The organism is Serratia sp. EC4, assembly GCF_059652115.1.
In genome coordinates, this window is sequence record NZ_JBNIDE010000011.1 from 89586 (window position 1) to 102850 (window position 13265).

9 protein-coding genes are annotated in these 13265 nt (G+C 61.6%); 4 read left to right on the forward strand and 5 right to left on the reverse strand.

Features of this window, described 5'->3' with window-relative positions; translation table 11 throughout:
• Positions 1 to 100: 100 nt before the first annotated feature.
• The 3 genes from ftsN to priA form a co-directional block, all read right to left on the reverse strand.
• Complete coding sequence (gene ftsN / locus ACP39K_RS22370; protein ID WP_033639147.1) at positions 101 to 1039, reverse strand: cell division protein FtsN; 939 nt, start codon at positions 1037 to 1039, stop codon at positions 101 to 103.
• A 65-nt stretch (positions 1040 to 1104) separates the two neighbouring features.
• Positions 1105 to 2133 carry a DNA-binding transcriptional regulator CytR gene (gene cytR, locus ACP39K_RS22375; RefSeq protein WP_004931082.1) on the reverse strand — a complete coding sequence of 343 codons (1029 nt, stop codon included), beginning with the start codon at positions 2131 to 2133 and terminating at the stop codon, positions 1105 to 1107.
• A 291-nt stretch (positions 2134 to 2424) separates the two neighbouring features.
• Entirely contained in the window at positions 2425 to 4620 is a 2196-nt protein-coding gene (priA, locus tag ACP39K_RS22380; RefSeq protein ID WP_004931080.1) for a primosomal protein N', read from the reverse strand.
• A gap of 200 nt (positions 4621 to 4820) precedes the next feature.
• Here priA and rpmE point away from each other — a divergent pair, with 200 nt between their 5' ends.
• Positions 4821 to 5036, forward strand: coding sequence for a 50S ribosomal protein L31 (rpmE, locus tag ACP39K_RS22385; protein ID WP_004931078.1), 216 nt, complete (start codon positions 4821 to 4823; stop codon positions 5034 to 5036).
• Positions 5037 to 5113: 77 nt separating this feature from the next.
• Here rpmE and metJ read toward each other — a convergent pair whose 3' ends face one another.
• Complete coding sequence (metJ, locus tag ACP39K_RS22390) at positions 5114 to 5431, reverse strand: met regulon transcriptional regulator MetJ (protein WP_004931076.1); 318 nt, start codon at positions 5429 to 5431, stop codon at positions 5114 to 5116.
• Between the two features lie 304 nt (positions 5432 to 5735).
• Between metJ and metB the strand changes: the two genes are divergently transcribed.
• The 3 genes from metB to metF all read left to right on the forward strand — a co-directional run bounded on the left by metB (position 5736) and on the right by metF (position 10459).
• A complete protein-coding gene (gene metB, locus ACP39K_RS22395) occupies positions 5736 to 6896 on the forward strand; it encodes a cystathionine gamma-synthase (protein WP_015379413.1) in 1161 nt (386 codons plus the stop codon).
• Positions 6897 to 6898: 2 nt separating this feature from the next.
• Positions 6899 to 9334 (forward strand): bifunctional aspartate kinase/homoserine dehydrogenase II, encoded by a 2436-nt coding sequence (locus ACP39K_RS22400; RefSeq protein ID WP_497008841.1) that lies wholly within the window; start codon positions 6899 to 6901, stop codon positions 9332 to 9334.
• A 228-nt stretch (positions 9335 to 9562) separates the two neighbouring features.
• Positions 9563 to 10459: a methylenetetrahydrofolate reductase gene (gene metF / locus ACP39K_RS22405; RefSeq protein ID WP_004931071.1), complete on the forward strand. Its 897-nt coding sequence runs from the start codon at positions 9563 to 9565 to the stop codon at positions 10457 to 10459.
• A gap of 106 nt (positions 10460 to 10565) precedes the next feature.
• Here metF and ppc read toward each other — a convergent pair whose 3' ends face one another.
• Positions 10566 to 13202, reverse strand: a complete 2637-nt coding sequence (ppc, locus tag ACP39K_RS22410) for a phosphoenolpyruvate carboxylase (RefSeq protein ID WP_004931070.1) — start codon at positions 13200 to 13202, stop codon at positions 10566 to 10568.
• Between the last annotated feature and the right edge of the window lie 63 nt (positions 13203 to 13265).

The window sequence follows — 13265 nt, forward strand, 5'->3', positions numbered from 1 at the left end:
GCAGACCCTCGTTAAAGACGGAAAAAAGTCCCCGCAGCGCCTGCTTTCGCAGACGCTACGAGGCATATTGAGAGTATAGATGGGGGGGGATTGACGCTTTTCAACCCCCAACGGAGAGGGGAATGCAACTCGACATGCCGACGCCCTTCAGGCGTGAAAGGGTTTTATCCGCTGCGGCGCGGCTGCTGTAGGGGCCGAGCACGACGCGATTCCAGCCGCCGCCGGCGGTGATGCGGCTCTCGATGCCTTCGAACGCCAGGCGCGCGCGCACGGATTCAGCCTGATCGGTGGCGCGGAACGAACCGCATTGCACCATCCACTTCTGTTTCGATTCCGGCTTGGTGTCCTGCTTGGCCGTTTCCTGTTTCACTTCCGGTTTCGGCTCCGGCTTCGGTTGCGGCTTCGGCTCAGGCTGTTTCGCCTGCACCGGCGGTGGGGTGACCGGCTTCGGCTGCTGGTGCTGCTGCACCGGCGCGGTGGCGGCCCCGTTGTTGAATGGGTTGCGCGGCGCCTGGGTAACCTGCTGCTGCTGTTGCTGTACCGGCTGCTGCTGCATTTGCTGTTGTTGCATCTGCTGCTGCTGGCGGTTACTGCGCGCGTTGACCTGGCCCGGATCGTTATACGGCACTTCGTTCAGCTGCGTCGGGCGCTGCTGCATGTCGGCCTGCATTTGTTCCAGCAACTGCCGCTGTTCGGCGGTCAACTGAGTTTTGGAATTGAGCTCGCCGCCGGCCGTCGGTTCGGTCGGGGTTTGCACGCCGATCTGCCGGTTTTCCAGCTCTTTGATGTAGCGCCAGCGCTCTTCCGGCTTCGGCGGCAGGCCGTTGCCGGGGCGCGTGGTGTGCGCAGGCAACAACGGCGCGTCTTCCGGCTTGTTGTGGGTAATGAAATAGAGGCCACCGACAAAGATAACCAGCAACGCGGCGGCTAACGCCAGCACGGTTTTGGAAACCTTCGGAGAACTGCGTTTTTTACGGCTGGGGGTTTTACGCTTAGCTCCTGCTGCGCGCCCACGGCTTACATAGTCTTTTTGTGCCACTATTATTCCGCTGTGTCCTGATGAGAGGATAAGTCCGTCATGTTACTGAACCCTAAAATATTTGACTAGCGTTTCGGGGCAGCGGTGCTGCCTCTGATAATCAATTCACTGTCCAATAGCCGGGAGCCGCTGGCCACCGTCTGGCCGTTCAACTGCTCCAACAGCAATAACATCGCCTGTTGGCCTATCTGGAAACGCGGCTGCGCCACCGTGGTCAGCGGCGGATCGCAATACTGCGCCAGCTTGAGGTCGTCAAAGCCGACGATCGACAGATCCTGCGGTACCCGCAGCCCCATTTTCTTCGCCTGGGACAGCACGCCGATCGCCATGACGTCGCTGTGGCAGAACACCGCCGTCGGCGGTTTCGGCTGAGCCATCAGCGCCGTCAGCGCTTGCGCGCCGGCTTCGTAGGTAAAATCACCCCGGGTAATATAGCTGCTTTCGACGGTAATGCCATTACGACGTAGCGCTTGAACGTAACCCTGCAGCCGATAATGGCTCAGCGGCATCTGTTCCGGCCCGGCGACGCAAGCGATCTGCCGGTGGCCCAATTGGTGCAAATAATGCACGGCTTCAAAGGCGGCGGTCAGGTTATCGATGTGCACCGTCGGCAGTTCCAGCTCGGGGGCAAACTCGTTGGCCATCACCATCGGCGGCAGGTTGCGCTGCTCTTCCTTGCTGGCGTCAAACGGCAGGTTGGAGCCCAGCAGCAGCATGCCGTCGATCTGTTTGGTGATGATCAGATTGACGAAGGTGCGCTCTTGCTGATTTTGCTGCGCGCAGTCGCCGATCAGCACCAGATAACCTTGTTGGGCCGCGGTCTGTTCGATCCCCTGGATCACATCGGCGAAAAACGGATCGCAGATGTCGGGCACGATCACCAGGATGGTGCGGGATTCGTTGCGTTTGATATTGCGTGACAGAGCATGAGGAGAATAACCCACGGCCAGCACGGCCTGTTCCACTTTCTGGCGCGTTGGCGTTGACACCTTTTCCGGGTTCATCAGCGCACGCGATACGGTAGCCGTTGAAACGCCCGCCATTTCGGCGACGTCTTTCATGGTCGCCATGGATAACTCTTTCTTGTGTTCCAACGCCTTTCTCCTTGCGTCAGCCCCATGCCGACGCCACTACTGCTGTTTGCTCACAATGTCCGGCATGCGGTGGCGGGATTGTTGTCATTGAGCGCCACTCGCGTTCGGGCACTCCGTCGCGCTGCGATGTGGCGACAAAATTTGCCCTCGCAGACATTCTAAACAGAATACGCCCCGCCTTTGTTACCTAATTTGCATAAAAAATGTGACCTGAGAAGGTTTTTTAGCGTTCGCTCGCAATTTCAAGGGTAAACGTTTGCACTGCGGCAGCTAAATCGGACTTTTCCGGGATCAGCTGTCGATCGGATCGACATCCAGCGTCCATTTCACCTTGCGCGTTTGCGGCAGGGTGCCGATCAGCGGCAGCGAGCTTTTCATCAGCTGTTGCAGGACGCGCCGCGTCGGGTGCTGCAGCAGCAGCTGCCAGCGGAAACGGCCGCCGCGTTTTGATTGCAGCGCCGGCACCGGGCCCATCACCCACAGCGAATCGTCCTTAAGCGGGCTGGCTTCCAGCAGGTTGCGCAACTGCTGCAGGAACAGCGGGGCCTGTTGGTTATCGTGATCTTCGGCGCGCACGATGATGTGGCTGGTGTAGGGCGGCAGAAACACGCTGTTGCGCTCCGCCAGCGTCTGTTTGGCGAAGGCGTCGTAACCCTGTTGCAGCAGCACCTGCAGCAGCGGGTGCTCCGGATGGTGGGTTTGCAGCAACACTTCACCCTGTTTGCCCGCTCGGCCCGCCCGGCCGGAGACCTGGGTATACAGCTGAGCGAAACGCTCGGCGGAGCGGAAGTCGGCGGAGAACAACGCGCCGTCCACGTCCAGCAACGCCACCAGCGTGACGTCGGGAAAATGGTGGCCTTTGGCGAGCATCTGCGTGCCGATCAGAATGCGCGCTTCGCCGCGATGAATATCCGCCAGGTGTTGCTCCAGCGCCCCTTTGCGGCTGGTGGTGTCGCGATCGATGCGGGTGATCGGCGTGTCGGGGAACAGCGGCGCCAGCTCCTGTTCCAGCTGTTCGGTGCCGACGCCGACCGAGACCAGGTGAGTGGAGCCGCACTGCGGGCACTGGTGCGGCACCGGTCGCTGGCTGTCGCAGTGGTGGCAGCGCAGCTGGCGCTGATGCTGGTGGAAGGTGTAGTAGTGATCGCAGCGCTGGCACTCGGCGATCCAACCGCACTCGTGGCACAGCAGCGCCGGGGCGTAACCGCGGCGGTTGAGGAACAGCATCACCTGGTTGCCGGCTTTTAAATGGTGCTGCATGCTTTTCAAAAGCGGTTGCGACAGGCCGACCTTCAGCGGCAGCCCTTTCAGATCGATCAGGTGCTGCGCTGCCGGTTTGGCGTTGCCCGCGCGCTGGGTGAGCTTCAACTGGCGATATTTGCCCAGTTGCACGTTGTGCAGCGTTTCCAGTGCCGGCGTGGCGGAGCCCATCACCATCGGGATGTCTTCTTCCCGGGCGCGGAACACCGCCAGATCGCGGGCATGGTAGCGCCAGCCTTCCTGCTGTTTATAAGAACTATCGTGCTCTTCGTCGATGATGATTACGCCCAACTGCCGGAACGGCGTGAACAGCGCCGAGCGGGTGCCGATGACGATGGCGGCTTCGCCGCTGCGCGCGCGCAGCCAAACCGCCAGCCGTTCGCTGTCGTTCAGCCCGGAGTGCAGCACGTCCACCGGCGCGTTGAAGCGCTCGCGAAAGCGGGCGATGGTTTGCGGCGTCAGGCCGATTTCCGGCACCAGCACCAGCGCCTGCCGGCCTTTGGCCAACACGTTCTCCAGCACGCTGAGATACACCTCGGTCTTGCCGGAGCCGGTGACCCCGGCCAGCAGCCAGGCGGCAAACTGCTCATCCTCGCTTCTGATCGCCCCGACGGCGGTGGCCTGTTCGGTATTCAGCCGCAGCCGCTCGCCCAGCACCGCGAAGTTGGGGCGCCAGTCCTGCGTGGCCGCGACCTGAGCGCGCAGGTCGATCAGTCCTTTGGCGCGCAGCGCCTGCAGAGCGCTTTCCGTCAGCTCAAGCTGGCTGACCTGATGGCGATAGACCGGGCGTTGCAGCAGCGCCGCCAGCGCCTGCTGCTGTTTCGGCGCGCGTTTCAGGCTTTCGGGCGGGGTGGCGCGCCCCTCTTCGGTGGCGAACCACTGCCACAGCGGCGCGGCCTCGGCCGGTTTGCCTTGGCGCAGCAGGATCGGCAGCGCATGGAACAGCACTTCACCGATGGGATAGTGATAGTAATCGCTGGCCCAGCGCAGGATGCGCCACAGGCTGGGAGAGAACAGCGACTCGGTGTCGATCACGCTGTCGATCGGCTTGAGCTTGTCCAGCGGCAGTTCGCTGGTGTCGCTGCAGCCGGTGACGATGCCGATTGCATGCTGCCTGCCCCAGGGCACGCCCACGCGCGCGCCGGCCACCGGCTGCATGCCGGGCGGCAGCAGATAGTCGAAGGTGCGGGCGAGGGGGACCGGCAAAGCAACGTGTACGACGGGCATGATCTCATCCAAATTGAAAAAAAGTGGGCATCAGTTTACACGGCGCATCGGCAAATGTACGGTTCCGATTGCGCGCCCCGACTAATGCTGTATAATTTGCCGCCTTTGGTATAATTCGATACCAAAATTCTATTATCAACCACGTGTGGTGTCTGGCGAAACAGGGCTGGATAGCGACACGGCCTTAACTGAGGTTTCCCATGAAACAAGGTATCCACCCAAAATACGAAGAAGTTACTGCTAACTGCTCTTGCGGTAACGTGATGAAGATCCGCTCCACCGTGGGCCACGATCTGAACCTGGACGTTTGTGGCGCATGCCACCCGTTCTACACTGGCAAGCAGCGTGACGTTGCTACCGGTGGCCGCGTTGACCGCTTCAACAAGCGTTTCAGCGTACCAGGCGCTAAGAAATAAGATTTCTTATCGACCGATGAAAAAGGCGCCCTGGGCGCCTTTTTTCTTTTCTGCCGCCGGCGTTCGCCGGGCGGTTCTCAATATTCCCAGGTATCGGGATCGACACCCAGTTCGCGCATCAACGCTTTTGCGGCTTCCGGGATTTCATCGCTGCGCTCTTTGCGCAGGTCTTCATCGTTCGGCAGCGGCTGGCCGGTAAAGGCATGCAGAAACGCTTCGCACAGCAGTTCGCTGTTGGTGGCGTGGCGCAGGTTGTTCACCTGGCGACGGGTCCGTTCGTCGGTGAGGATTTTCAGGACCTTCAGCGGAATGGATACCGTGATCTTTTTGACTTGCTCGCTTTTTTTACCGTGTTCAGCGTAAGGGCTGACATACTCGCCGTTCCACTCAGCCATGGGACACCTTAACTTTGTCAGAAAAATTACAAAATTCTAAAAACCGGCCAATTATGCCCGATCTTCACTGTTCTCACTAAATAAATGTCAATTTTACGCGACCAGGGTCACTGAATGCCCCGCTTCGGCCAGGCATTGCCGCTTAACATCTTATCGTCATGTCATATCGGCATAATTTTAGCGGGTATTGTGTCATTGCTCAATCTATACGCAAAGAAGTTTAGATGTCCAGATGTATTGACGTCTATCAATCCTGCGATTACTCTTTAGGCCTCATCCACCGAACCGAGAGCCGAGCGAGCCCATGACGCGTAAACCAGCCACGATTGCCGTACGCAGCGGCCTGAACGACGACGAACAGTACGGCTGCGTTGTCCCGCCGATTCATCTTTCCAGCACCTATAACTTTACCGACTTCAACCAACCCCGAGCCCATGACTACTCGCGACGCGGCAACCCGACGCGCGACGTAGTGCAGCGCGCGTTGGCGGAGCTGGAAGGCGGCGCCGGCGCGGTGATGACCGGCAGCGGGATGTCGGCGATCCATCTGGTGACCACCGTGTTGTTGAAGCCCGGCGATCTGCTGGTGGCGCCGCACGACTGCTACGGCGGCAGCTATCGGCTGTTCGACAGCCTGAGCAAGCGCGGCGCCTATCGCGTGCTGTTCGTCGATCAGGGTAATGAAGAAGCCCTGCAGCAGGCGCTGGCGCAAAAGCCGAAGCTGGTGCTGATAGAAAGCCCCAGCAATCCGCTGCTGCGGGTGGTGGACATCGCGGCGATCTGCGCTGCCGCGCATGCGGCGGGCGCGTTGACGGTGGTGGACAACACCTTCCTCAGCCCGGCCCTGCAACAGCCGATCGAACTCGGTGCCGATCTGGTGGTCCATTCTTGCACCAAATACCTGAACGGGCATTCGGACGTGGTGGCCGGGGCGGTGATTGCCAAAGATCCCGAGCTGGCGGTCGAGCTGGCTTGGTGGGCGAACAACATTGGCGTGACCGGCGGCGCGTTCGACAGTTATCTGTTGCTGCGCGGCATGCGCACGCTGTCGCCGCGCATCAAGGCGGCGCAACAAAATGCTGAAGCGATTGTTGACTATTTACAGCAGCAACCGCTGGTGAAAAAGCTGTATCATCCCTCCCTGCCGGAGAATCCGGGGCATGAGATCGCCCGCCGTCAGCAGCGCGGTTTCGGCGCGATGCTGAGTTTTGAACTGGACGGCGATGAAGCGGTGCTGCGCCGTTTTCTCTCTGCCCTTGAGCTGTTTACTCTGGCAGAATCGTTGGGCGGCGTAGAAAGCCTGATCTCGCATGCAGCGACCATGACTCACGCCGGCATGGCGGCGGAGGCGCGGGCAGCGGCCGGCATCTCCGAGAGCCTGCTGCGCATTTCCGTGGGTATTGAAGACAGTGAAGATTTGATTGCCGATCTGGAACGCGCTTTCCAGGCGGCGGCAACGAGGTAAGCATGAATGCAATTGCTGTAGCAGGGCCGGTGAGCGGGCGTCAACTGCACAAGTTTGGCGGCAGCAGTCTGGCGGATGTGAAGTGTTATCTGCGTGTGGCCGGGATTATGGCGGAATACAGCCAGCCGGGCGACATGATGGTGGTATCGGCCGCCGGCAGTACCACCAACCAGTTGATCAACTGGCTGAAGCTCAGCCAGAGCGATCGCCTGTCTGCGCACCAGGTGCAGCAGACGTTGCGTCGCTATCACAGCGATCTTATCAGCGGCCTGTTGCCGCCGGAAAGCGCCGAGCCGCTGATCGCCGAGTTCATTCAGGATCTGGAACGTCTGGCGGCGCTGCTGGACGGCAACGTCGACGACGTGTGCTATGCCGAAGTGGTCGGGCACGGCGAGATCTGGTCGGCGCGCCTGATGGCGGCGGTGCTCAACCACCTGGATATGCAGGCGGCCTGGCTGGACGCGCGTGATTTCCTGCGCGCCGAGCGCGCCGCGCAGCCGCAGGTGGATGAAGGCCGTTCTTACCCATTGCTGCAGCAATTGTTGGCCCAACATCCGGGCAAACGCCTGGTGGTGACCGGGTTCATTTCGCGCAATGACGCCGGGGAAACCGTGCTGTTGGGGCGTAACGGCAGCGACTACTCCGCCACTCAGGTCGGCGCGTTGGCCGGCGCTGCTCGCGTCACCATCTGGAGCGACGTGGCCGGGGTATACAGCGCCGATCCGCGCAAGGTGAAAGACGCCTGCCTGCTGCCGCTGCTGCGTCTGGACGAAGCCAGCGAGCTGGCGCGTCTGGCGGCGCCGGTGTTGCACACCCGTACTCTGCAGCCGGTCTCCGGCAGCGATATCGATCTTCAGCTGCGCTGCAGCTATCAGCCGGAGCAGGGCTCGACGCGCATCGAGCGCGTATTGGCGTCCGGCACCGGCGCCAAGATTGTCACCAGCCACGATGACGTGTGCCTGATTGAACTGCACGTCGCCGCTCAGCATGACTTCAAACTGGCGCAGAAAGAGTTGGATCTGGTGCTCAAGCGCGCGCAGATCAAACCGCTGGCGGTGGGCATCCACCCTGACCGCAATCGGGTGCAGCTGTGCTACACCTCCGAGGTGGTCAACAGCGCGCTGGCGACGCTGCAGGCCGCGGCGCTGCCAGGCGAGCTGCGCCTGCGCGAAGGGTTGGCGCTGGTGGCGATGGTCGGCGCCGGGGTATGCAAGAATCCGCTGCACAGCCACCGTTTCTATCAGCAGCTGAAAGATCAGCCGGTCGAGTTTATCTGGCAGGCGGAAGATGGCATCAGCCTGGTGGCGGTATTGCGCCAGGGGCCGACCGCGCTGCTGATCCAGGGGCTGCACCAAAGCCTGTTCCGCGCCGAGAAGCGCATCGGCCTGGTGTTGTTCGGCAAGGGTAACATCGGCTCCCGCTGGCTGGAGCTGTTCGCCCGCGAGCAGACCCATATTTCCGCGCGCAGCGGCTTCGAATTCATCCTGGCGGGGGTGGTGGACAGCCGCCGCAGCCTGCTGAACTACGACGGGCTGGATGCCAGCCGCGCGCTGGCGTTCTTTGAGGATGAGGCGCAGGAACTGGACGAAGAATCGCTGTTCCTGTGGATGCGCGCGCACCCGTTCGACGATCTGGTGGTGCTTGACGTGACCGCCAGCGAAGAGCTGGCCGGGCAGTATCTGGATTTCGCCAGCCACGGTTTCCACGTGATCAGCGCCAACAAGTTGGCGGGGGCCTCGTGCAGCGACAGCTATCGCCAAATTCGCGACGCCTTCGCCAAAACCGGCCGCCACTGGCTGTACAACGCCACCGTCGGCGCCGGCCTGCCGGTCAACCACACGGTGCGCGATCTGCGCGACAGCGGCGACAGCATTCTGGCGATCAGCGGCATCTTCTCCGGCACGCTCTCCTGGCTGTTCTTGCAGTATGACGGCACGGTGCCGTTTACCGAGCTGGTGGATCAGGCTTGGCAGCAGGGGCTCACCGAACCGGATCCGCGGGTCGATCTCTCCGGCCAGGACGTGATGCGCAAGCTGGTGATCCTGGCGCGTGAGGCGGGCTATGACATCGAACCGAACCAGGTGCGGGTCGAGTCACTGGTGCCGGCGGGCTGCGAACTGGGCTCCATCGATCAGTTCTTCGAGAACGGCGAGGCGCTGAATCAGCAGATGCAACAGCGCTTTGAGGCCGCCAGCGAAATGGGCCTGGTGCTGCGTCACGTGGCGCGTTTCGACGCCAACGGCAAGGCGCGGGTCGGCGTGGAGGCGGTGCGCCCTGAGCATCCTCTGGCCTCGCTGCTGCCGTGCGACAACGTGTTCGCCATCGAGAGCCGCTGGTATCGCGATAATCCGCTGGTGATCCGCGGGCCGGGCGCCGGCCGCGATGTGACCGCCGGCGCGATCCAGTCAGACCTTAACCGATTGGCGCAGCTGCTTTAATCCTCTGCGGGCGCGGGTTCACCGCGCCCCTTTGCTTTTCCTGCCATACTTATCCCTGCCGCTGTCATGAAATTTCCTCTTTGAGCGGGTGAGGATTAATCATCTTATTCCCCTCATTTTCCTGTTGACTCTTTAGCCAACATGCGGCATTTTCTATCTAGACGTCTAAACGTATAGACGCTCATCAAGATGAAATAAAAACAGTGATCGAGAAGAGGTGAGCAGGGTATGAGTTTTTTCCACGCAAACCAGCGGGAAGCGCTGAATCAGAGTCTGGCGGAGTTGAACGGCCAGATTAACGTATCATTCGAGTTCTTCCCGCCACGCACCAGCGAGATGGAAGAGACCCTGTGGCAGTCGATCGATCGTCTGAGCATCCTCAAACCTAAATTCGTTTCCGTCACCTACGGCGCCAACTCCGGCGAGCGCGATCGCACCCACAGCATCATCAAGGGGATCAAGGAGCGCACCGGCCTGGAGGCTGCGCCGCACCTGACCTGCATCGACGCCAGCCCGGCGCAGTTGCGCGACATCGCGACCGACTACTGGAACAGCGGCATCCGCCATATCGTGGCGCTGCGCGGCGATCTGCCGCCGGGCGGCGGCAAGCCGGACATGTACGCGACCGATCTGGTGGCGTTGCTGAAAGACGTGGGTGACTTCGACATTTCCGTCGCCGCCTACCCGGAAGTGCACCCGGAGGCGAAAAGCGCCCAGGCCGATTTGATTAACCTGAAACGCAAGATCGATGCCGGCGCCAGTCGCGCCATTACCCAGTTCTTCTTCGACGTTGAGAGCTATCTGCGCTTTCGCGACCGCTGCGTTGCCGCCGGCATCGACGTGGAAATCGTGCCGGGCATTCTGCCGGTGTCCAACTTCAAGCAGCTGCAGCGCTTCGCCACCATGACCAACGTGCGGGTGCCAAGCTGGATGACCAGCATGTTTGAAGGGCTGGACGACGATGCGGAGACCCGCAAAATGGTCGGCGCCAATATCGCCATGGACATGGTGAAGATCCTCAGCCGCGAAGGGGTGAAAGATTTCCACTTCTATACGCTGAACCGTGCAGAGATGAGCTACGCGATCTGCCACACGCTGGGCGTGCGCCCGGTGGCCGCCGCCTGACAGGCTTGCTCCATTGAAAAGGGCGCCGCTTTACCGCGGCGCCCTTTTTTTGTGGGGGAACGGCATAAAAAAACGGCCCCGATAAACGGGGCCGCGATGAGGCTCACTAGCCGGTGTTGCGCATCCCGGCGGCGACGCCGGCGATGGTGACCATCAACGCCTGCTCGACGCGGGCGTCCGGTTGCTCCTGCTGACGAGAACGGTGCAGCAATTCGGCCTGCAAGACGTTCAACGGGTCGGTGTAAACGTTGCGCAGCGCGATGGATTCGGCGATCCACGGCAGGTCTTCCATCAGGTGCGCATCGTTGGCGATGGTCAGCACCACCTTGATGTCGCTTTCCAGCTGATCGCGCAGCTGTTGGCCCAGCGGCCACAGCGATTTATCCACCAGGCGCTGATCGTAGTATTCCGCCAGCCACAGGTCGGCCTTGGCGAACACCATTTCCAGCATGGCGATACGGGTGGAGAAGAATGGCCAGTCGCGGCACATCGCCTCCAGCTCCGCCTGTTTGCCGGCTTTCACCGCTTCCTGCAATCCGGCGCCGGCGCCGAGCCAGGCCGGCAGCATCAGGCGGTTCTGCGTCCAGGCGAAAATCCACGGAATGGCGCGCAGGCTCTCCACGCCGCCGTTCGGCTTGCGCTTGGCCGGGCGTGAGCCCAGCGGCAGTTTGCCCAGCTCCAGCTCCGGCGTGGCCGCGCGGAAGTAAGGCACGAAGTCCGGGTTTTCACGCACGTAGCCGCGATACATCCGGCAGGAGGTCTCGGACAGGTCGTCCATCAGCGCCCGCCATTCTTTCTTCGGTTCCGGCGGCGGCAGCAGGTTGGCCTCGAGGATCGCACCGGCATACAGCGCCAGGCTGCTGATGGTGACTTCCGGCAGGCCGAACTTGAAGCGGATCATCTCGCCCTGTTCGGTGACGCGCAGGCCGCCCTTCAGGCTGCCCGGCGGCTGCGACAGCAGCGCCGCATGCGCCGGAGCGCCGCCGCGGCCGATGGAACCGCCGCGGCCGTGGAACAGCGTCAGCGCCACGCCGGCCTTTTCACAGGTTTTGATCAGCGCGTCCTGCGCGCGGTACTGCGCCCAGGAAGCGGCCATCACGCCGGCGTCTTTCGCCGAGTCGGAATAGCCGATCATCACCATCTGTTTGCCCTGGATGAAGCCGCGATACCAGTCGATGTTCAGCAACTGGGTCATCACGTCGTCGGCGTTGTTCAGGTCGTCGAGGGTTTCGAACAGCGGGGCGACCGGCAGCGCGAACGGGCAGCCGGCCTCTTTCAGCAGCAGGTGCACCGCCAGCACGTCGGAAGGCGTGCGCGCCATCGAAATCACGTAGGCGGCGATCGAGCCCTGCGGCGCTTCGGCGATCACCCGGCAGGTTTCCAGCACTTCCTGCGTGTCAGCGCTCGGTTGCCATTTCAGCGGCACCAGCGGGCGTTTGGAGTTCAGCTCGCGGATCAGGAACGCCTGTTTATCGGCTTCCGACCAGCTTTCATAGTCGCCCAGCCCCAGGTAGCGGGTCAGCTCGGCGATGGCTTCGGTATGGCGGGTGCTCTCCTGACGCACGTCGATGCGCACCAGCGGCACGCCGAAGCAGCGCACGCGGCGCAGGGTATCCAGCAGTTGACCGTTGGCGATGATGCCCATGCCGCAGGCCTGCAGCGACTGGTAGCAGGCATACAGCGGCTCCCACAGCTGCTCGTTGTTCACCAGCAGGTCGTGCGGTTTCAGCACGCGCTCGCCCTTCAGGCGGCCTTCAAGATAAGCCTGGGAACTCATCAGCTGGCTGCGCAGCTGCTTCATGATTTCGCGGTACGGCTCCTGCACCTCATCGCCGCCGGCGCGGGCGCGCAGCTCCGGGGTGCATTCGGTCATCGACAGCTCAGAGACCAGCACCTGGATATCGCGGGTGAACAGGTCGCAGGCTTTCCAGCGGCTGAGCAGCAGCACATGGCGGGTAATTTCGGCGGTCACGTTCGGGTTGCCGTCGCGATCGCCGCCCATCCAGGAGGTAAAGCGCACCGGCACCGCTTCCACCGGCAGGCTGTAATCGATGGAGTTTTCCAGCTGTTCGTTGAATTCGCGCAGGAACGCCGGCACGCCTTCCCACAGGCTGTTTTCCACCACCGCAAAGCCCCATTTGGCTTCGTCGATCGGGGAAGGGCGGTGTTTGCGAATTTCATCGGTGTGCCACGACTGGGCCACCAGCTGACGCAGGCGGCGCATGATCTTGTTGCGCTCGTAGTCGGCCAGATCGTTGTGATCGAGCTGGCTGAGGCAGGTGTTGACCTCCACCAGCTTGTGGATCAGGGTGCGGCGGGTGATCTCCGTCGGGTGCGCCGTCAGCACCAGCTCGATGGAGAGTTGCGATACCGCGTGCTGCAGCTCTTTGTCGCTGAGCTTTTTGTCTTTGAGACGGCTGAACAGTTGAGCCAGCGCTTCCGGGTTGCTGGCGGCCTCGCCGTTGGGCGAAATGCTGTGGTACTGCTCGGCGACGTTGGTCAGGTTGAGGAACTGGCTGAAGGCGCGCGCCACCGGCAGCAGCTCGTCGTTGGACAAGTTCTGCAGGGTGGAGAGCAGCTCCTGGCGATGCGCTTCGTTGCCGGCGCGTGAGGATTTGGAAAGCTTACGGATGGTCTCAACGCGATCGAGAATATGCTCACCCAGCGCTTCTTTGATGGTATCGCCGAGCAATTTGCCGAGCATACTGACATTACTGCGCATTGCCGAATATTGTTCGTTCATATAACCCCTGACCCAGTTCTGTATGATTTTTATCTTGTAAATAAATTTCACGCGTCAGGCGCA